The following is a 19,302-nucleotide window of genomic DNA, read 5'->3' on the forward strand; positions in this document are numbered from 1 at the left end:
AGCCGGCCGACAAACAGGCCGGCCAGACGGGTGCGGCTCCCTCCGCGAGCGGCGCGCATCACGCGTCGCCGTCTTCTTCCATCATCTTGCGCAGCAGAAACTGCAACGCGACCCGCTCGCCCGGATTGAGCGCGCCATACGTGCGCTCCGTCACCTGCCGCGCGAACGGCACCGTGCGGTCGATCAGCGCGAGACCGGTCGCGGTGGCGCGCACGATCAGCTTGCGGCCGTCGTTCGGATCGGGCAGCACCTCGATCAGCGCGCGCGCCTTCAGCCGCTCGACCACGCCGCGGATCGTCGCCTGGTCGATCGCGGTCGCCTTGACGATGTCGTTCAGCGAGCACGCCTGGCGCTCCTTGACCGCACACAGCGTGACGAACTGCGCGGCCGTGAGATCCGAATCGGGAATCGCCTCCTGGAAGATCGACACGTGTCGCTGATACGCGCGGCGCAGCAGGTGCCCGACCTGGTCGTGAAAGTCGTAGGAATCCTTGGAAGACGCCATGAAAGTAAAGGCTCGTGCCGCAAGTCAGTGAAAGACAAGCAGTGTACACCCTCAATTCGGCTCGACCGGAAGCCGGGTTGCCGCTTCATTGCGGTGCATCAGCATTCGCGGCACCCGGTGCGCGGCGCGCCTGACGATCGCCTGACGGCTGCGCATCGGCTGCCGGGAACGTCGCCGAGACGGCAAGCCATACACGTTCGAACCTGCTGCCGCGCAAGTGCTTGCGTACATCGGCAAATTTTCGTGCATACACTCCACTTTTAAGTGCATACGCACGAATCATGTGCATGCCAATTCCTCTCGCCACCCTCTTGAAACATGCATGGATCCCCGTCAAAAACCTCGTCAAACACGTGGTTTTTTTCACACTAATGCTTGCCGTCACGTGGCCGGAACCGTGCCTGTTCGATTCGGTATTTTCTAGTGTGTACGCTACTTAATTGCCGTGATATACAGACTCCAGTGCGCAGCGGAACGTTCGCTCGCGTCGATCGGCCACCCATTCATCCGTCACCTTCGAACAGGGGCAATCCCATGTCTACCGCACACCCGAGCGCCGCCGTTTCCCCCGACGACGCGCTGCACGGCAATCTCTACCGCAAGGTCACGCTGCGCCTGATTACCCTCTTCTGCCTGTGCTACTTCGCGGCCTATCTCGACCGCATCAACATCGGGCTCGCGAAACTCCAGATGCTCGACGCGCTGAAGTTCAGCGATACCGTGTACGGGCTCGGCGCCGGCCTGTTCTTCGCCGGCTACATCCTGTTCGAAGTCCCGAGCAACCTGGTGCTGCAACGCGTCGGCGCGAAGCTGTGGATCGCGCGGATCATGATCACGTGGGGCCTGCTGTCGGGGGCGACGATGTTCGTGCACACGCCGATGCAGTTCTACATCGTGCGTTTCCTGCTCGGCGCGGCCGAGGCCGGCTTCCTGCCCGGCGTGCTGCTGTACCTGACGCAGTGGTATCCCGATGCGCGCCGCGCGCGGATCGTCGCGCTGTTCATGGTCGGACTGCCGCTGTCGAGCATGATCGGCAGCCCGATCTCCGGCTGGATCATGCGCGCGTTCGACGGCACGCACGGGCTCGGCGGCTGGCAGTGGCTGTTCCTGCTCGAAGCGCTGCCGTCGGTATTGCTCGGCTTCGCGGTGCTGCGCTGGCTGCCCAACAACATCGAATCCGCGCAGTGGCTGACTGCCGACGAGAAGCACGCGTTGCGTGCGAACCTCGACGCCGATCCGTCCGGCAACAAGAGCCATGCGCTCGGCAAGGCGTTCTCCGATCCGAAGGTATGGGCGCTCGGCCTGATCGACCTGTGCGTGCTGCTCGGCCTCTATGCGGTGAGCTTCTGGCTGCCGACGATCCTGCGCGACACGGGTGTAAAGGATGCGTATCACATCGGCTGGCTGATGGTGATCCCGAATGCCGCGGCCGTGCTCGCCACGCTGTATTGCGGCGCAAGTTCCGACCGCGCGCGCGAACGCCGCTGGCACATCGTCGTGCCGTTCATGGTGTCGGCCGTCGCGCTGGCGATTGCGGCATCGTCGTCGCACGGCACGTTCGGGACGGTGCTGCTGTTCTCGCTGATCAACGCGGGAGCGGCCGCCGCGATGCCGGTCGTCTGGGCATTGCCGTCGACGTTCCTGAAGGGGTCGGCCGCCGCCGGCGGGATCGCGTTCGCGTGCTCGATCGCCAACCTCGGCGGGTTCGGCAGCACCTACTTCATCGGCTGGCTGCGCGACACGTTCCATTCGCAAAGCGCGGGGCTGTACGGTTTCGCCGCGTGCATGGTGATCGGCTGCGCCTTCGCGCTCGCCTATCCGGCCCGGCTCGTCAACCGCTGACACAGCCCGTCCCGCGCGCGACGCGGTCGTTTTTACAACCGCGCCGAGCGCGCGGCCCGCCCCACCCTGCCTGCCCCGCCCCGCGCACGCTGCCCCTGCGGCGCGTGCGCGCTTCCTGCCGCCGCTTCCTGCCGCCGCTTCCTGCCGCCGCTTCCCGGCTCGCTCCCGCCGCCGTTCGTCACGCAGGCACATCGCTTGCGTTATCCACGCGCCCGCCGATCCGGCGGACAGCATCCTTCCCTCAACCGGCGCTGCGCACCGCGCGACCCTTCGCGCGGCGATCCCGCACCGCAATGCAGGTTCCCTGAACGAGAGGACAACATGAAATCAATACGAACGCTGGTCGCCCTGTGCTCGGTCGTTTCCATGCTCGCGGCATGCGGCGGCGACGGCAACGACGTCGGCACCGAACTCGGCATCTCGAAGCCGCAGGCGCGCTTCATCAACGCGGTGCCGGCCGGGCCGAACCTCGACTACTACCTGAACGCGAAGCTCGACCAGGGCGGTATCGCGTACAAGGGCGTGACGCGCTATCACGACATCGACTCGGGTACGCAGAACGCCAGCTATGACGTCTCGGGCACGACGACGACCATCGCCGCGCAGTCGTTCAGCGCGGCAAACGGCCATCACTACACGACGATCGCACTGCCGAGCACGACGTCGCTGATTTCCGTGATCGACGATCCGTACGACAAGGGCCTGCTGTCGGACAAGGCGCGCGTGCGCAGCTTCAACGCGTCGCCGAACGCGCAGAACGTCGACATGTACATCGTCCCGCCCGGCACCGACATCACGACGCAAAGCCCGACGCTCGCGGGCGCGGCCTACCAGAACGCGGTGCCGGCGTCGACGCAGGATTCGATCTACCTGAACGGCGGCAGCTACCAGGTGATCGTCACGACGGCCGGCAGCAAGACGCCGATCCTCGAGACCGCGCCGGTCACCATCAACAACAACGCCGACTGGCTGCTGCTGACGATCCCGTCGGGCGGGGTCGGCGACGTGACGCCGAACGATATCCACGTGCTGGTTGCGCAGGGCAACGACGCCGATACGTCCGCGCAGGAACTCGGTCCGCAATAAGGACCGCCAACGGTTGCGGCGGGCGGCGCGATCGTGCCGCCCGCCGCACCTTCCCGCCACGCCGTCAGCTGTTCCGCTCCAGGACGATCACATGCTCGGCGCGCGCGCCATCGCCGCGCTCGACGTCGACAGCGCCGACATGACGCACGTGCCAGCCCGGCCGCGTCGCGATCTGCGGCAGGTTGCCGGACGGACGGCTCTCGATCCCGCCGAGCCCTTCGTCGGGCGTCTCGACCGCTTCGTCGAGCGACGCGTTCGAATGAATCACGTTGTCGTGCCATTTCGACGCGCCCGCGGCCGCCTCCATGCCCTTGCCGTCGACGTCGACCATGGTGTCGGTCATCGCCATGCACGCGTTGTCGAGCGTCGCGATCCGGGCGGCCGCTCGCCGCACCGGGTCGCCGCTATCGGGCGCATGCGTGCCGCGTTCGATCGGCGGCAGGCCGGTCGGCGTCTTCGCGGCAATCATTTCGGGCGTCAACGGGCGCCCGCCCGCCGCATCGGGCATGCGGCGCGCCGCCGGCGCGGTCGCCGGGCGCTTCGCCGCCTCGTCTCCCCGATCTTCCGGGGCAGGATTCGATTCCACGTTCTGCATCGCACCTCCTTGTCCGGCCGGCGTGCGCCGCGATCAGGCCGTCGGCGCCGGTCCGGGAATCGCTACAACGGTCCTTGCAAATCTTTCATGTGCGCGGCAGAGCGCACGCACACCACCCGGCGCACGTGCCAGGCCGGCACGGCGCCGCCTCAAGCGGACGTCGACCCCGCACACGGCCGGGGCAACGTCCGGCACACGGGATTACCGCGGGATTACCGCGGGATAACCGCAGATCAGCCGCGGGTCAGCCGCCGCTCGCGCCGTCCGGCGCGGAGGCCGCGCCCGGCATGCTCGCGCCGCTGTCGCTGCTGCTGCCGGCCGCGCCGCTGCTCGGCGTGCCCGACGGCGCGGCCGACATGCCGCCCGTTGCGCTCGTGTCGGAGCTCGCGCCGCTGCTGTCGCTCTTCTTCTGGCAGCCCGCACCTGCCGCCAGGCCCGCAATCAGGATGCCGGCAAAGACGGCCCGCGACACATGACGAAGTGAATATCGCTGCATGACACCTCCGCTGATGTCGATGTGGATGGAGCCCGCTGGCGAGCAATTCCCGTGCCGCGCCTGCCGTCGCCGGCGCCCGCATTGCATTCATTTTTCAAATGACGCCCAACCGAATATTTAATTTCCCATCGCCGTGCCGGCCTTCCATACTCGCGAACAAATCCGAGACATAACGTCCACGGTGGCCGGGCCGGCGCAGCGTTCCCACGCTGCCGGTTGCGCGCCCCGCACATGGAAGGAGACAACGGCGTGCAACTGGAAGCCACCCACCGCCCGGGCCTCGCGCTCGGCGCGGACGACGCATCGCATCGAACCGATTCGGCCGCGCGCAACCCCGCGCCGAGCCCGCGGCTGCACAACCCCGACCTCGCGCCGCCGCGCCCGAAGCGGATCGTCGGCTGGCCGGGCACCTTCGCACAATGACGCGCCGCCGGCCCGCTGCTGCGTCGCGCTCGGGCATCGGGGCGCCGGGAGGCGTATCGGCATGCGGGACACACTAGACCCGAACGCCCCGCCCGGCGCCGCGTCCGACGCCGCGGGCGCGCTCGACGTGCTCGATGCACGGTTGATGCGCATCCTGCTCGTGCTGCTGACCGAGCGCACCGTGTCGCGTGCGGCCGTGCGCCTGAACATGTCGCAGCCGGCCACCAGCGCCGCGCTCAAGCGCCTGCGCACGCTGCTCGGCGATCCGCTGCTGGTGCGCAGCCGCTACGGGATGGTGCCGACCGAATTCGGTGCACGGCTGATCGAACCGCTGCGCAACGCGCTGCGCGTGATCGACTTCATCCGCATCCAGCAGCCGACGTTCGACGCGCGCACGTCGGTGCGCACCTACCGGATCGGCTGCCCCGACTACCTGAACGTGCTGTTCGTGCCGAAGCTCGTCACGCTGTTCCGCGAACGCGCGCCGAGCGCGCAGCTCGTGTTCCATCCGCTCGGCGACGGCTTCGACGACGAGCGCGCGCTGGCCGACGGCGAACTCGACGTGGTGATCGACAATCGCCCGGCACGCGCGTCGCGGTTCCGGCAGGACGACCTGTTCCACGATCGCATCGTGTGCCTGATGCGCGCGACGCATCCGCTCGCGCGACGCGGCACGATGACGGCTGCCGATTTTGCCGAAGCGCCGCAGCTGTGCCCGACACCGTCGTGGCGCGAAGCGTCCGGCGCGATCGACCAGCAACTTGAACGCGTGGGCCTGCAGCGGCGGATCGTCGTCACGCTGCCGCATTTCGAACTCGCCGCGCATGCGCTGGTGCGCACCGACATGCTCCTGACCACCACGTACCGGCTCGCGCGGCACTATGCGAAGCTGCTGCCGCTCGCCGCCGTCGCGGTGCCGGCCGAACCGCCGGACATCGTGTACCGGATGACCTGGAACGAATCGGGCGAGTGCGCCGAGGGCGGGCGCTGGTTGCGCGGGCTGATCGCGGAAGCGACGCGTGCGTGGCTCGACGCCGAGGCCGCGTTACCGGCCGTCTCGGCGGTCCAGGCGGCCGACACGAGCGCCGCCCCTGCGCCCGATACGCCGCGCTCGCCGGTGCGACATCGCGCCACGCACTGCGGCCGCACCCACCGGACACCCATTGCACGCGCGACGCGTGCGCACCGCGCGACAACGAAGCCGCATTGAATCCGATGCGGCGGCGCCCGCGGTAGGCCCCGTCCTATTTACTCGCGGCAGACGCGCTATGCACAATGACGGCATTCGAGAGAGTCATCCGGAATCCGAGGGCATGCCGATGAAAACCTACCTGATCGCCGTGGCCGCACCGTTCGTGCTGCTGGCCCACTCCCCCGCGTTCGCCGACACACAGGATTGCGCGACGCGCATCCGCGCGCTGCAGACGCAGATCGATCAAGCGAAGCGGTTCGGTCATACGCAACAGCTGATGCACCAGCAGATCGCGCTCGCGCAAGTTCAGGAGAACTGCACGGACGCCGGCCAGCTTTCGCGTGCCGAACGCAAGGTGCAGGACAAGCAGCGCGATGTCGAACAGGCTCGGGGCGACGTGCGGGACGCGCAGGCGCGCGTACGCGAAGCCCAGGCGCACGACGACGCGCGCAAGGTCGAGAAGGCCCGGCGCAAGCTCGCCGACAAACAGGACAAGCTGCGCGAAGCGACGCGCGACCTGCACGAGGCCGAAGCCGATCGCAACGCATTGAGGAGTTGACAGCGCGCGCGGCGCACCGTCACGCGTCGCGCATCGGTTGCGCGAGCAACTGGTAGGCAACGACGGCCGCGACCAGCGCAAGCACGCCGCTCACCGTCAGCGCATGGGCGAACCCGCTTGCGAATGCGACGGGCGCCGCCTGCGCGAGCGCACCGGCGGCCGACGGCGGCACGCGCTCGAGCGCCCGCGCGAGATCGCCGGCGAGCAGACTCGACATGAACGACGCGTCGGCGAACGCGCGCAGGCCCGGCGCGGCGGACAGCAAGCGGTCGAGCCGCGCATGCGTGCTCGCCGCCAGCACCGCGCCGAGCACGCCGACGGCCGTCACGATCGCCGAGAAGCGCGTCGTCGTGCTGATGCCCGATGCCATGCCGGTGCGGTTCGGCGGCACGCACGCCATGATCGCCTTCTGCGTGTCGCCGTTCATGATGCCCGCGCCGCAGCCCGTCACGACCATGCCGAGCGCGACGAGCCGGTAGTCGCCACTGGCCGTCAGCGCCGCGGTCGCGAGGTTGCCCGCGCCGATCAGCGCGAGCCCGCCCGCCAGCACGCCGCCGGACGCCACGCGCGCGGCCAGCGCCGCGCCGAGCGACGGCCCGGCGATCATCGCGAACGCGAACGGCAGCATCCCGAGCCCCGCATCGATCGCCGACATCCCGAACGCGTTCTGCAGGTACAGCGGCAGAAACGTCATCATCACCTGCGCGCACGCTGCATAGCCGAACATCGCGAGCACGGCGCCGACGAAGCGCGGCTGGCGGAACAGCGCGAGATCGATCATCGGCCGCGCCTGCCAGCGCTCCGCGCCGATGAACGCCGCGAACAGCGCGGCGGCAAGCGCGAGCCGGCCGAGCGTCGCGGCCGACAGCCAGCCGTGCGACGGTGCACCGATCAGCGCCGCGATCGCACACGCGAGCGCCGCGCCGAACAGCAGGCTGCCCGCCGCGTCCACGCGCTTCGCGTGCGGATCGCGCGACTCGTCGATCGCAACGCGCGCACCGGCCGCGAGCAGCAGGCAGGCGGGCAGGTTCAGCAGGAACACCCAGCGCCAGCCGATCCATTGCGTGATCGCGCCGCCGACGAGCGGCGCGATGGCCGTCGCGATCCCCATGCACATGCCCCAGATCGCCCACGCGCGCGCCCGTTCGCGCCCGTCCGGAAAACGGTTCGCGATCACGGCGAGCGCGGCCGTCAGCAGCAGCGCGGCGCCGCCGCCCTTCACCGCCCGCGCGGCGATCAGCCAGCCGGCCGTCGGCGCGACGCCGCAGCCGAGCGACGCGAGAAAGAACAGCGCAAGCCCCGTGAAGAGCATCCGCTTGCGGCCGAAGCGGTCGGCCAGCCCGCCCGCCGGCAGCAGGCACGCGGCGAACGCGGTCATGTACGCGCTCACGACCCATTCGATATCGGCGAAGCTCGCGTGGAAACTGCGCGCGATGCTCGGCAGCGACACGGCGACGACGTTCGTGTCGAGCACGATCAGCGAGCAGGTCGCGGACGCGACGGCGAGCGTCGCGGCGGCGGGCATGCGGGCGCCCGTGCGCGGGGCGGCGGCCGCGCCTGCGCGCGACGCCGGTGAAGACTGGGACATCGGCTGCTCCGGAACGAGATCGACGAGGCGTATGCTAGGCTTTCCCGTATTGCCCGTCATTGACACTTCCAAGCTGTTTTATTAACGAAAATTGCAATCATGGACCGGCTCGAATTCCGCCACGTGCGCGCATTCCTGAGCGTCGCCCGGCATCTGCACTTCGCCCGCGCGGCCGAAGCGCTCGACATGGCGCCGCCCGCGCTCACGCGGCAGATCCAGGAGGCCGAACGCGTGCTCGGCGTGCGCCTCTTTCACCGGTCGCGCCGCGCGGTCACGCTGAGCGCGGCCGGCGAGGCCTATCTCGCCGAGGCGAGCGCCGCGGTCGAGCACCTGCAGCGCGGCCGCGAACTCGCGACATTGGCCGAGCGCGGCGAACTCGGCCGGATCGAGATCGGCTACGTGTCGTCGGCTGTCTATTCGGGCACCTTGCAGCGCACCGTCGGCGCGTTTCGCGACGCGCATCCGCGCATCGAGCTGAACCTGCGCGAAGTGCCGATGGACGACGTCGCGAACCAGCTCGACACGGGCCGGCTCGACCTCGCCTACGTGCGCCCGCCGATGCCGCTGCCCGGCGGCCTGCGGGTCGTCACGCTGCAGCGCGACGTATTCGTCGCGGCCGTGCCGGCCGGGTCGCGCTACGCGTCGATGGCGACCCTTCGCGCCGCCGATCTCGCCGACGCGCGCTTCGCGGTACCCGAACAGGAGCGCGGCACGCTCGAAGTCGCGCGCCGCGGCCGCTTCGCACCGCTGATCGCCGCACGCCCGGGCGGCCTGCTCGCGGTGCTCGCGTGCGTATCCGTGAATGGCTGGGTCGCCGTGATTCCCGACGCGCTCGCCGGTTGCGTGTCGCTGCCGGGCGTCGTGTACCGGCCGATCGCCGGCAAGCCGATCACGTCGGAACTGGCGCTCGCGCATCGGCGCTTCGAAAAGGCGCCGGCGGTCCGCGCGTTCCTGCGGACGGTTCCGTCGGCCACGCACGCCCCCGCATGAAACACCCGCGTGCGGCGCTGGCGGCGATGCCGGCCGTCGCCGCACGAATATGCATTGCACGATTCGATGTTTGTCGGCCGCAAACCGATTCCGTAACCTGCCCGGCAGCCGCGCCGCCCGCGCGCGGATCACCGAGGACACCCCGCCGATGAATCCCTCCTCTGCTCCGGCGCGCCGCCGCGTGCTGCAGCGTCTGGCCGCCCTCGCCGCCGCACCGCTCGCCGGCGGCGTCGCACGGCCCGCCCACGCAGCCGGCGCCGATCTGTCCGGCGTCACGCTCGTGCTCGGCGACCAGGCCGGCGGCCTGCGCGCGCTCGCGGAAGCCGCGCGCGTGCTCGACGGTACGCGCTACCGGTTCCGCTGGGCCAACTTCCAGGGCGCCGCGCCGCTGTTCGAGGCGCAGCGCGCGGGCGCGATCGATCTCGCGCCGGCCGGCGACCTGCCCGTGCTGACGGCCGCGCTCGGCGACCCGTCGTTGCGGATCGTCGCGACACGCGTCGGCTCGCCGGCGTCGCTCGGCATCGTCGTGCCGCCCGATTCGCCGGTCCGCACCGTCGCCGACCTGAAAGGGCAGACCGTCGTCGTGTCGTCCGCGCGCGGCAGCATCTCGCAGTACCAGTTGTACGGCGCGCTGCGCGAACACGGCCTCGCGCCGCGCGACGTCGACGTGCGCTTCGTGCTGCCCGTCGATGCGTTCGCCGCATTCGAGGCGCGGCGGATCGGCATCTGGGCGACGTTCGACCCGTACTACGGGCATGCGGTACGGCGCGGCGCGCGCGTCGTCCGCGACGGCAGCGGCATCAATTCCGGGCTGGCGTTCCTGACGTCGCCGGTCGAGACGCTCGACGATCGCGCGAAGCGCGCGGCACTCGCGGACGTACTGGCGCGGCTCGCCCGCGCGGGGCAATGGGCGCTTGCGCATCCGGCCGACTATGCGGGCGTCTATGCGTCGCTCACGCGCCTGCCGACCGACGCGGCCACCGACATCGCGCGCCGGGCCGCGCTCGCGCAGCGCAGCCTCAGCGACGCCGACATCGACGTGCTGCAGCGTGTCGCCGACCGCGCGGCGGCCGACGCGATCCTGCCGCGGCGCGTCGATGTCGGATCGATCGCAATCCGCGACGTATCCGCCTGAGCGATGCCGCGCAGGGCCGCGTTCGGCGTGGGCGCGCCATCTCGAGATCCGGCAGGTCGTTGCCGAACGTCGAGGCGACGAGCGTGCGCATCGCGGCGACCAGCCGCGTCGGCCCCGACGGGTTGAACATGCCGCGCTCGCCCGCGGCGGGCACGGCCCGATGCAGTGCGGCCCGCCACGCGCCGCGACCGCCGTCGCGCTCGAATGCGGCGAACGGCAGCCGCTCGGCGATCGGGCCGCCACACCCGCATCAATTCGCGTTACGAATCCCCGATTCCTGCCTACAATGGATCGGAACACCTTTCGCCCGGCCTGCCGCGGACGACAACCGGATCCATCCGGTGCAGCGCAGGCCGGATCTCTCGGGGGACGTATGTCCGCGCATGCCAGAAAGCCGCTGGTCTCGCTCGTCGTGCCGTTCCACGACGAGGACGAAGCAATCGACGCGTTCTTTGCAACCACGCTGCCCATCCTCGAATCGGTCGAGTCGGTCCGCTTCGAGATCGTCTGCATCAACGACGGCAGCCGCGACGACACGCTCGGCAGGCTGATCGACGTCGCCGCCGGCGACCCGCGCGTGCGCATCGTCGATCTCACCCGGCGCTTCGGCAAGGAGGCCGCGCTCACCGCCGGCCTCGACGAAGCCGCCGGCACCGCCGTGATCCTGATCGACGCCGACCTGCAGGATCCGCCCGCGCTGATCCCCGCGATGATCGAACGCTGGCTCGCCGGCGCCGAGGTCGTCGCCGCGAAGCGCACCGACCGCATGTGCGACCCGCTGATGCAGCGCGTGGCCGCCGCGCTCTACTACCGCGTGCACAACCGCCTCTCCGAAGTCGAGATGCCCGAGAACGTCGGCGATTTCCGCCTGATGGACCGCCAGGTCGTCGACGCGCTGCGCGCGCTCCCCGAGCGCCGGCGCTTCATGAAAGGCCTGTTCGCGTGGGTCGGCTATCGCACCGAGATCGTCGAATACACGCGTGCGCCACGCAGCGGCGGCCGCTCCAAATTCTCCGGATGGCGGCGCTGGAACTTCGCGCTCGAAGGCATCACGAGCTTCAGCACCGTGCCGCTGCGCGTGTGGACCTACATCGGTCTCGCGTTCGCCGCGCTGTCGTTCGTCTACGGTGCGTTCATCGTCATGCGCACGCTGCTGTTCGGCAATCCCGTGCACGGCTACGCATCGCTGATCTCCGTGATGCTGTTCGTCGGCGGCATCCAGCTGATCGGTATCGGCGTGATCGGCGAATACCTCGGCCGCATCTATCACGAGTCGAAGCAGCGTCCGGTCTATCTCGTGCGGCGGCGCTATCACGCGCAGCGGGACGCCGCCGCACATCCCGCGTCGACGCTGCTGCAGTTCCCGCTCAGGCGCACGCACGCGGCCCGTCGCCGGACGGCGCTGCCCGCGGCCGCCGGCCACGGTGCGGCGCGGCAAGCGTCCGTCAAGTAACCGCGCACACGACGCATGGATCTCCCCCGGCAATCGATACGATCGGCGGATCGTCCCGTCCGCGCGTGGCTGACACCCCGGCGCATCGTTGCGTACAGCGCGGTCGCGCTCGCGTGCTACGCGCTGCTGCTCGCCACCTGGGCAGCCGTCGTCCGTGACGCGCCCGCCACCGCGCTGACGCGCCCGGGCCCCGACTACGCGGTGTTCTGGTCGGCGTCGTACGTGATGCTGCATGGCTCGCCATGGCAAGCGTACGATCTGCCGACCTTCTCGCGGCTGGCGGCCGACCTGTTCCCGCAGTTCCGCCGGGGAAACCTCGTCGCGTGGCTGTACCCGCCCACCAACCTGCTGCTCGTGACGCCGCTGGCGCTGCTGCCCTATGCGATCGGCTATCCGCTGTTCGTCGCGTTCGGCGTCGTCGTGTTCGGATTCGCCGCCTCGCGCGTATCGCGGCTCGGCGCGATCCCGGGCGCATCGCGCGTCGGCGGGTTCGCGCTGGTCGCCGCCCCGTGCGTGTTCGTCACCGGGATATTCGGGCAGAACACGCTCCTGACCGCGTCGTGCGCGGCGCTGGCCGTCTGCTGGGCGGAGCGTCGGCCGATGTGGGCCGGCCTCTGCATCGGCCTGCTGTCGGCCAAGCCGCAGATGGCCATCCTGTTCCCGTTCGTGCTGGTCGCCACGCGCGCATGGCGCACGATCGCGTGGGCCGCCCTGGCCACCACCGCGTTCGCCGCGTTGAGCGTCCTGATCTGCGGCGTCGAGTCGCTACGGCTGTTCGTCGCCGGCACGGCGGTCGCGCGCTCGCTCCTCCTCGAGCACAGCATCATGTTCTGGCTCGTGTCGCCGACGCCGTTCGCCGCGTTCCGCCTCGCGGGCCTGCCGCCCGGTGCCGCGTATGTCGCGCAAGCGTGCATCGCGGTGGTGGCGATCGCCACCGCCTGCATCGTGTGGACGCGCTCGCGCGACATCCGCTTGCGCGCGGCGGTGCTGGCGGTCGCAACGCTCGCTGCGAACCCGTACGTGTGGCACTACGAGCTCGCCTGGCTCGGCATCGCGATCGCGTGCATGCTGGCGGCCGGATGGCAGGACGGCTGGCGACGCGGCGAGCAGACCGCGATCGCGCTCATGTGGCTGCTGCCGGTCGTCGAATACCTGAACCCGTGGCTGCAATGGCCGCAGATCGGCCCGGCCGTGACGCTGTTCGCGCTCATCGTGCTGGTGCGCCGTGCCGGCCCGGAGGCTCAAAACGCGAGCCGCGGCGGCACGTAGGCGCCATGGCACGGCCCGACGCCGGCCGCCGAGTGCCGCGCGATCCCGCCGTTCGCCGCCGGCCCGGCCTGCGACCCGTTCATCGCGCCGCCGCCCGGCGCTATCGTCGCATCGGCCGCCGCGAGCGCGGCCGCGTCGGCCGCGTTCCGCAACGGGTTGTTCATCGTGACCACCCGCGCGCGATGTCGATCGCCGGCGCGCCGAACGGCAGCAGCGGAATCAGGAACGGCAGGAAGAACAGCGCTGCTGCACCGAGCCGACGGGCTGCGTGGCAGTCACGTCATTCATAGAGCATCACCGACGTCGCCGAGACCGTCACCGGGCCGGTCAGCGCACTGAACGCGGACCCGAGCACGAGCCCCGAATACGTGTAGGTCACGGTCACCGTCAGCGCGGTGCCCGACGTCGTGCCGTTCGCCTGCGTCACGGTCACCACCGGCGTCGTCGCGGTGCCGCCGGTGATCAGGCTGTTCTGCATGGCGGTCTGCGCAACGTTGGCGATCTGCGTCGTGGTCAGCATCGGCACGCGCAGCATGACGCCGGCGCGCGCGGCCTCGCGGCTCGCGTTCGTGATGACGGCCTTGTCGCACAGGATCAGGCTCGTGTCGATGATGCCGATCAGCACCATCAGCAGGAACGGCAGCATCAGCACGAACTCGAGGGACACGACGCCGCGCGTATGGCGTGCGCCCGCCGCCCCGCATGTCATTTTGCGGCCCCCGCGCCCGGTGGCACGACGCCCGGCTCCAGCGCCGCACCGGACAGCGGCGGCGGGCTACCGGCGTCTCCGGAAACCCCGCGCGACGCAAGCCGCGCGCGCACCGCCTGGTAGAAGCGCAGGTTGTCGGCCACCGCCGACGCGGGCAAATCCGCGGACAGCAGCTTCTTCGCCGAATCGGTATTGCCGAGCACGCCGTAAGCGAACGCGAGATTCTGGCGCGCCTGCCACGGCGCGGACGGCAGCCCGGCGACGTCGAGCAGCACGTTCACGCCCTCGCGCGGCCGGTTGCTCAGCACGAGCGACAACCCGAGGTCGACGCGCAGCCCCTGCGCGTCCGGATGCGCTCGCAGCGCGTCGCGATACACGGCCTGCGCATCCGCATGACGCCCCAGCAGGTCGAGCACGGTGCCGAGCCCTTCCGCCGCGAGCGGATGGTTCGGCTGCGCGGCCAGCAGGTCGCGATAGCGCTGCGCGGCTTCGTCGAGACGCCGCTGCCGCAACGCGACGCGCGCGAGCCCGAGCCGCGGGCCGAGCGCCGCCGGCGCCTGCCGCTGCGCTTCGTCGTAGAGGATCCGCGCGCGCTCCAGGTCACCCGCGCGGTAGTTGACGTCGCCGAGCCCCAGCCGCGCCGCGAGCGAGTCGGGATGCATCGCGAGCACCTTCTCGTACAGCGTCGACGCGAGATCGACGTTGCCGCCGGCGAGCGCGCTGTCGGCGATGCGCAATTCGGCCTGCGGGTCGTCGCTCTTGTGCGACAGCACCGGCCGCGTCTGGATGCCCGGCGTGCCGCAGCCGGCCAGCACCGGCAGCACGGCCGCGAGCGCGAACGCGCGTACGACGGATCGTGTCATCTGAATACCTCGAGCAGGCGGATCGCCGCCGGGCCCGCCGCGATCAGGCAGACCGTCGGCAGGATGAACAGCATCATCGGCAGCGTGATCTTCGGCGCGAGCTTCGCGGCCCGTTCCTCGAGCGCGACGATCTGCTCGGTGCGCTCCGTGCGCGACAGCGTGCGCAGCGCCTGCGTGATCGGCGTGCCGAACCGCTGCGACTGCGTCAGCGTCGTCGCGAGCGAGCGTGCCGACGTGAAATCGACGCGCGTCGCGAAATGCGCGAGCGTCGCGGCTACGTCGCCGCTCAGCGTCAGCTCGTCCGCGCACACGGTCAGCTCGTCGGCGAGCGGCGGGCAGATGCGCGACAGTTCGTGCGCGACGCGCCGGATGCCCGACGCGAGGCTGTTGCCGGCCATCGTGCAGATCACCAGCAGGTCGAGCGCATCGGGAAAGCATGCGGCGACGATCCGCCGCCGCCGCCGGATCATCACGCCGAGCACGTATTCCGGCACGATCACGCCGATCACGAACGCGGCGATCATCACCAGCGCGCGGATCACGAAGTATTCGCCGAAGCGCGGAATCAGCGGGCTGAACACGATCGCGCCGCACGCGAACAGCACGCCGCAGCTCAGCTTGATCCCGATCATCACCGGCACCGCGCGGCGCTCGCGAAAGCCGGCGCGCGTCAGTTGCAGGCCGAGCTTCACGCGCTGCATCGGGTCGAGCACCGGCAGCCGTTCGCCGAGCTGCGCGAGCCGGCGCGTGAGATCCAGGCGCACGCCGCCCGGCTGCCGCCACCCCGCCACCGGTGCCGGCGGATGCTGGCCGGCCGCCAGCCGCACGCGCGCGGCGATCCGCTGGCGGGTGCCCCCGCCGGGCGTGCCGAGCGCCACCGCGACACAGGCGAGCAACAACAGCAACTCGAGGCCGCGGGCGGCCAGTATCGACAGCGTCATCGCGCGGTATCCAGTTTCGAGATCCTGCGGATCACCAGCAGGCCGACCGTCAGCAACCCGGCCGCGATCGTCAGCATCGTGTGCCCCGGGTGCGTCGTGAACAGCAGCATCACGTAGTCGCGGTTCACGGCGAACAGCGCGCCGATCATCACGAACGGCACCGCCGAAATGATGTTCGTCGTGATGCGTCCTTCGGCGGTCAGCGCGCGGGTCTTCACGCGGATGTCGCGGCGCGTGCGGATGATGCTCGACAGCTCGTCGAGCGTCTCGCCGAGGCTGCCGCCGGTCTCGCGCTGCAACAGCAGGTAGACGGTGAAGAACGAGAAGTCCGCGATCATCAGCCGGTCCGCGGCGTGCGTCAGCACGTCCTTGAGATCCGCGCCGACCCGCAGGCCGTCCCCCATCGAGCGGAACGTCGCGCGCACCGGCTCGGCCGCGCTGTCGCCGACCATGCTGATCGCCTGCGTGACCGGAATGCCCGCGCGCACGGCCCGCACGATCACGTCGATCGCGTCGGGGAACGCTTCGAGAAAGCGGATCCGGAAACGCTCGACCAGCGCACGGTAGCTGGCGCGCATCGCGACCAGCGGCAACCCGGCGTAGATCAGCGGACGCAGGAAGCCCGGCGGCCCGATCAGCTTCACCGCGACGATCGCCGCGATCGCGCCCGCGATCGTGCTGGCGACGACGATCCTCACGCCGCCCTTGCCGCCGACCGCGCGCACGCGGGTCACGCGGCGCTGCAGCCAAGCGCGCAGGCGGCCCTGGCGACGCTCAAGGTTGAGCAGCGCGACACCCGGTGCGGCGGGCGCGTGCCCGTCGCGTCCGGCCAGCGACGGCGACAACCGCCGCATCCGGGCGCGGATGCGCTGGGCCGGCGTGCGGCTCGCGCGATCGAACCGCGACGACAGCACGAGCCCGATCGCAACGATCGTCACGAACACGCCCACCGCGAACAGGTCGGCGCCCCTCATGTCCGGAACACCTCGGCGAGCGCATCCTCGACGCCGTAATACGCGGCGCGCGCCGCGAATCCCGGCCGCAGCGGCGACGCCTCGAACACGCCCTTCACCGCATCGCGCGTCGTGTCGCCTTCCTGGCGGAACGCAAACAGGTCCTGCGTGATGACCACCTCGCCTTCCATCCCGACGATCTCGGTGATCCGCGTGACGCGCCGCACGCCGTCGCGCATCCGCTCGATCTGCACGAACAGGTGCACGGCGCTCGCGATCTGGCGCCGGATCGACAGCAGTTGCAGGTTCGCATTCGCCATCATGACCATGCTCTCGAGCCGGCTGATCGCATCGCGCGGCGAATTCGCGTGGATCGTCGTCATCGAGCCGTCATGGCCGGTGTTCATCGCCTGCAGCACGTCGAACGCCTCGGGGCCGCGAATCTCGCCGAGGATGATGCGGTCGGGCCGCATCCGCAGCGCGTTGCGCACGAGATCGCGCTGCGAGATCCCGCCGAGCCCCTCGGTATTTTCCGGCCGCGTCTCGAGGCTCACGACGTGCGGCTGCAGCAACTGCAGCTCGGCCGCATCCTCGATCGTCACGATCCGTTCGTGCTGCTCGATGTGCTGCGACAGCGCATTGAGCAGCGTCGTCTTGCCCGAGCCGGTGCCGCCCGAGATCACGATATTCAGCCGGCACGCGCACGCGACCTTCAGCACCTGCAGCATCGGCGGCGAGATGTTGCCCTGCTGCGCCATTCGCGCGAGCGTGATGTCGCGCTTCGCGAACTTGCGGATCGAGATCGACGGGCCGCGCAGCGCGATCGGCGGCAGCACGACGTTCACGCGGCTGCCGTCGGCGAGCCGCGCATCGACCATCGGGCTGCTCTCGTCGACGCGACGCCCCACCGCCGCCGCGATCCGCTGCGCGACGCTCGCCACGTGCGCGTCGTCGCGGAACTTCAGCGACGTGAGCTCGAGCCGGCCCGCGCGCTCGACGTAGACCTGGTCGGGCCCGTTGACGAGGATGTCGGTGACGGTGTCGTCGGCGAGCAGCGGCTCGATCGGCCCGACCCCGAACATGTCGTTCAGGATCGCATCGACGATCAGCACCTGCTCGCCGGCCGAGATCTTCAGGCGCTCGCGATCGACCGTATGCGCGGCCACCTGCTCGATGCCTGCGCGCACTTCGTCGCGCGTCTTCATCAACGCCGCCGACATGTTCATCGACGCGAACACCGCGGTGCGGATCGCGTCGAACTTGCTCGACCGGATCAGCGCTTCGCGGGTGTCCGCGGCCACGGGCGCGCGGGCCGGCGCCGGCATGTCTGCCGCGGCCGGGATCGGGGCCGGTGCGGGCTCCCGCGTCACGGCGGGCGGCGCGCCGGGCGTCGCGGCCTGTGTCGCTGCCTGGGTCGCGGCCGGCACGGGGTCCGCCGGCGGCCGGTTGCGGGTACCGAACGTCACGATCCCTTCCTCCACTTGACGAGCCGCGCATACCACGGCTCGGCGACGACCATCGGTTCGCCGGTGATGCCGCTCGCGAGCTGCCGGATCTGGTCCACGAAGCCGTTCCGCTTCCCGCCTTCGATCGGCTCGCCGAGGTTCTCGGCAACCGCGAGCGTCTGCGGCTCGTGCGGCAGTTCATGCAGCTTCGCGCCGCCGAACGCTTCCTCGAAATCGACCGGCTCGACGCGGCCCGCGACCGGCGCGAGCGGATTGTTCAGCACCAGCGACAGCAGCCGCTCGCCGGGCAGCTCCCGCACGAAACGCACCAGCCGCGCCGCTTCGTACGCGGCGTGCACCGAGCGGTCGACCACGACATGCACGAGATCGGACGCCGCGAGCGCGCCCTCGAGCAGCTTGCCGGCGCCGCTCCCGACGTCGAACAGCACGTAGTGGAAGCGGCCCTTCAGCATGTCGACCAGGCGCGCGACGGCCTCGTCGCCCACCGGCGCGTCGGCGCCGTACGCCAGCTCGGCGGACAGGACGTGCAGCCGGTCGCCCTTCGTCACGAACATGCGCTCGAACAACGCGTCGTCGGGACGCTGCCCCATGTTCAGCAATTCGATCAGCCCGTTGTTGCTGGACAGCCCGAGCATCGCGTTCGCACCGCCGCCATGCAGGTTCAGATCGACGTAGGCCACGCGGCGGCGCTTCTCGCCCGCCAGGAAGCGCGCGAGGCTCACCGTGATCGTGGTCGCGCCGACGCCGCCGCGCGCGCCGACGAAGCTGACGACCTTGCCGGTGCGCGCCTGGACGACCGACTCCGTCGCCATCAGCGCACGCCGCATCAGCTCGACGGTCAGCGGCTTGACGATGTAGTCCTGCACGCCGATGCCGAGCAGGTTGCGAAACAGCCCGACGTCGTTCTGCGTACCGATCGCGATGACCCGCACCGACGGATCGCACACGTCGGCGAGCCGCATCAGGTCCGACACCGGCAGCACCGAATCCGACACGTCGATGACGAGCTGGCGCGGCGAACGCTCGGACTGCTGCAGCAGCCGGATCGCATCGTCGCAGAGGCCCAGTTGCAGATGGGTACGCGCGATCGACAGCTCCTGCGCGACGCGCCGTATCACGTCCTCGCTGCCCGCATCGGAGACGACCGCGACGAGATCGGCCGCGCCCGCGGACGCGGCGCGCCGGGTGTGCTGACGGTCGAGAAGGTTCATGGGCGGCATCGTGATGGCATCCGGGT

21 protein-coding genes and 1 pseudogene are annotated in these 19,302 nt (G+C 70.3%); 9 read left to right on the top strand and 13 right to left on the bottom strand.

Translation table 11 applies throughout. From position 1 onward, the window contains the following. Positions 1 to 58: 58 nt before the first annotated feature. Positions 59 to 505 carry a MarR family winged helix-turn-helix transcriptional regulator gene (locus HWX36_RS02245; protein ID WP_175950645.1) on the bottom strand — a complete coding sequence of 149 codons (447 nt, stop codon included), beginning with the start codon at positions 503 to 505 and terminating at the stop codon, positions 59 to 61. Positions 506 to 590: 85 nt separating this feature from the next. Next, on the bottom strand, positions 591 to 794 hold the full coding sequence (locus HWX36_RS02250; protein ID WP_175950646.1) for a hypothetical protein: 204 nt from the start codon (positions 792 to 794) through the stop codon (positions 591 to 593). Between the two features lie 245 nt (positions 795 to 1,039). On the opposite strand from HWX36_RS02250, the gene HWX36_RS02255 reads away from it, so the two are divergent. Together HWX36_RS02255 and HWX36_RS02260 are read left to right on the top strand one after the other, a co-directional pair. Next, positions 1,040 to 2,347 carry an MFS transporter gene (locus HWX36_RS02255; RefSeq protein WP_175950647.1) on the top strand — a complete coding sequence of 436 codons (1,308 nt, stop codon included), beginning with the start codon at positions 1,040 to 1,042 and terminating at the stop codon, positions 2,345 to 2,347. A gap of 321 nt (positions 2,348 to 2,668) precedes the next feature. After that, the gene (locus tag HWX36_RS02260) at positions 2,669 to 3,433 is read left to right on the top strand and encodes a DUF4397 domain-containing protein (RefSeq protein ID WP_175950648.1); all 765 of its coding nucleotides are present in this window, start codon (positions 2,669 to 2,671) and stop codon (positions 3,431 to 3,433) included. A 64-nt stretch (positions 3,434 to 3,497) separates the two neighbouring features. On the opposite strand, the gene HWX36_RS02265 is transcribed toward HWX36_RS02260, so the two are convergent. After that, positions 3,498 to 4,028 carry a DUF3005 domain-containing protein gene (locus tag HWX36_RS02265; protein ID WP_175950649.1) on the bottom strand — a complete coding sequence of 177 codons (531 nt, stop codon included), beginning with the start codon at positions 4,026 to 4,028 and terminating at the stop codon, positions 3,498 to 3,500. Positions 4,029 to 4,272: 244 nt separating this feature from the next. Beyond that, on the bottom strand, positions 4,273 to 4,524 hold the full coding sequence (locus HWX36_RS02270; RefSeq protein WP_175950650.1) for a hypothetical protein: 252 nt from the start codon (positions 4,522 to 4,524) through the stop codon (positions 4,273 to 4,275). A 249-nt stretch (positions 4,525 to 4,773) separates the two neighbouring features. Between HWX36_RS02270 and HWX36_RS02275 the strand changes: the two genes are divergently transcribed. From HWX36_RS02275 to HWX36_RS02285, 3 genes are all read left to right on the top strand, one after another. Beyond that, complete coding sequence (locus HWX36_RS02275; protein WP_175950259.1) at positions 4,774 to 4,947, top strand: hypothetical protein; 174 nt, start codon at positions 4,774 to 4,776, stop codon at positions 4,945 to 4,947. Between the two features lie 61 nt (positions 4,948 to 5,008). Continuing rightward, positions 5,009 to 6,157, top strand: coding sequence for a LysR family transcriptional regulator (locus HWX36_RS02280; RefSeq protein WP_175950651.1), 1,149 nt, complete (start codon positions 5,009 to 5,011; stop codon positions 6,155 to 6,157). Positions 6,158 to 6,260: 103 nt separating this feature from the next. Beyond that, a complete protein-coding gene (locus tag HWX36_RS02285; RefSeq protein WP_244136289.1) occupies positions 6,261 to 6,698 on the top strand; it encodes a DUF1090 family protein in 438 nt (145 codons plus the stop codon). A 19-nt stretch (positions 6,699 to 6,717) separates the two neighbouring features. Here the strand turns inward: HWX36_RS02285 and HWX36_RS02290 are convergent, their stop codons facing one another. Continuing rightward, positions 6,718 to 8,286 carry an MFS transporter gene (locus HWX36_RS02290; RefSeq protein WP_175950652.1) on the bottom strand — a complete coding sequence of 523 codons (1,569 nt, stop codon included), beginning with the start codon at positions 8,284 to 8,286 and terminating at the stop codon, positions 6,718 to 6,720. Positions 8,287 to 8,385: 99 nt separating this feature from the next. Between HWX36_RS02290 and HWX36_RS02295 the strand changes: the two genes are divergently transcribed. Both HWX36_RS02295 and HWX36_RS02300 read left to right on the top strand, forming a co-directional pair. After that, complete coding sequence (locus HWX36_RS02295; RefSeq protein WP_175950653.1) at positions 8,386 to 9,276, top strand: LysR family transcriptional regulator; 891 nt, start codon at positions 8,386 to 8,388, stop codon at positions 9,274 to 9,276. 148 nt (positions 9,277 to 9,424) lie between these two features. After that, a complete protein-coding gene (locus HWX36_RS02300; protein ID WP_175950654.1) occupies positions 9,425 to 10,411 on the top strand; it encodes an ABC transporter substrate-binding protein in 987 nt (328 codons plus the stop codon). A 25-nt stretch (positions 10,412 to 10,436) separates the two neighbouring features. On the opposite strand, the pseudogene HWX36_RS36945 reads toward HWX36_RS02300, so the two are convergent. Further along, a pseudogene (locus HWX36_RS36945) lies at positions 10,437 to 10,652 on the bottom strand (hypothetical protein); the annotation flags it as partial. Between the two features lie 132 nt (positions 10,653 to 10,784). Here HWX36_RS36945 and HWX36_RS02310 point away from each other — a divergent pair. Beyond that, positions 10,785 to 11,864 (top strand): glycosyltransferase family 2 protein, encoded by a 1,080-nt coding sequence (locus HWX36_RS02310; RefSeq protein WP_175950655.1) that lies wholly within the window; start codon positions 10,785 to 10,787, stop codon positions 11,862 to 11,864. Positions 11,865 to 11,879: 15 nt separating this feature from the next. Then, positions 11,880 to 13,133: a glycosyltransferase family 87 protein gene (locus tag HWX36_RS02315; protein WP_175950656.1), complete on the top strand. Its 1,254-nt coding sequence runs from the start codon at positions 11,880 to 11,882 to the stop codon at positions 13,131 to 13,133. Here the strand turns inward: HWX36_RS02315 and HWX36_RS02320 are convergent. From HWX36_RS02320 to HWX36_RS02350, 7 genes are all read right to left on the bottom strand, one after another. Next, positions 13,106 to 13,297 (bottom strand): hypothetical protein, encoded by a 192-nt coding sequence (locus HWX36_RS02320; RefSeq protein ID WP_244136290.1) that lies wholly within the window; start codon positions 13,295 to 13,297, stop codon positions 13,106 to 13,108. The genes HWX36_RS02315 and HWX36_RS02320 overlap by 28 nt on opposite strands. A 116-nt stretch (positions 13,298 to 13,413) precedes the next feature. After that, positions 13,414 to 13,842 carry a TadE/TadG family type IV pilus assembly protein gene (locus HWX36_RS02325; protein ID WP_175950657.1) on the bottom strand — a complete coding sequence of 143 codons (429 nt, stop codon included), beginning with the start codon at positions 13,840 to 13,842 and terminating at the stop codon, positions 13,414 to 13,416. Next, positions 13,839 to 14,705 (bottom strand): tetratricopeptide repeat protein, encoded by an 867-nt coding sequence (locus HWX36_RS02330; protein ID WP_175950658.1) that lies wholly within the window; start codon positions 14,703 to 14,705, stop codon positions 13,839 to 13,841. The genes HWX36_RS02325 and HWX36_RS02330 overlap by 4 nt, the downstream gene beginning before the upstream one ends. Then, entirely contained in the window at positions 14,702 to 15,646 is a 945-nt protein-coding gene (locus HWX36_RS02335; RefSeq protein WP_175950659.1) for a type II secretion system F family protein, read from the bottom strand. The genes HWX36_RS02330 and HWX36_RS02335 overlap by 4 nt, the downstream gene beginning before the upstream one ends. Beyond that, on the bottom strand, positions 15,643 to 16,620 hold the full coding sequence (locus tag HWX36_RS02340) for a type II secretion system F family protein (protein ID WP_175950660.1): 978 nt from the start codon (positions 16,618 to 16,620) through the stop codon (positions 15,643 to 15,645). Before HWX36_RS02340 ends, HWX36_RS02335 begins: the two co-directional genes overlap by 4 nt. Beyond that, positions 16,617 to 18,065, bottom strand: coding sequence for a CpaF family protein (locus HWX36_RS02345; RefSeq protein WP_175950661.1), 1,449 nt, complete (start codon positions 18,063 to 18,065; stop codon positions 16,617 to 16,619). Before HWX36_RS02345 ends, HWX36_RS02340 begins: the two co-directional genes overlap by 4 nt. Continuing rightward, positions 18,062 to 19,285 (bottom strand): AAA family ATPase, encoded by a 1,224-nt coding sequence (locus HWX36_RS02350; protein WP_175950662.1) that lies wholly within the window; start codon positions 19,283 to 19,285, stop codon positions 18,062 to 18,064. Before HWX36_RS02350 ends, HWX36_RS02345 begins: the two co-directional genes overlap by 4 nt. Between the last annotated feature and the right edge of the window lie 17 nt (positions 19,286 to 19,302).

It is taken from the genome of Burkholderia sp. BCC0405 (assembly GCF_902833075.1).
Taxonomy (GTDB): Bacteria; Pseudomonadota; Gammaproteobacteria; order Burkholderiales; family Burkholderiaceae; genus Burkholderia.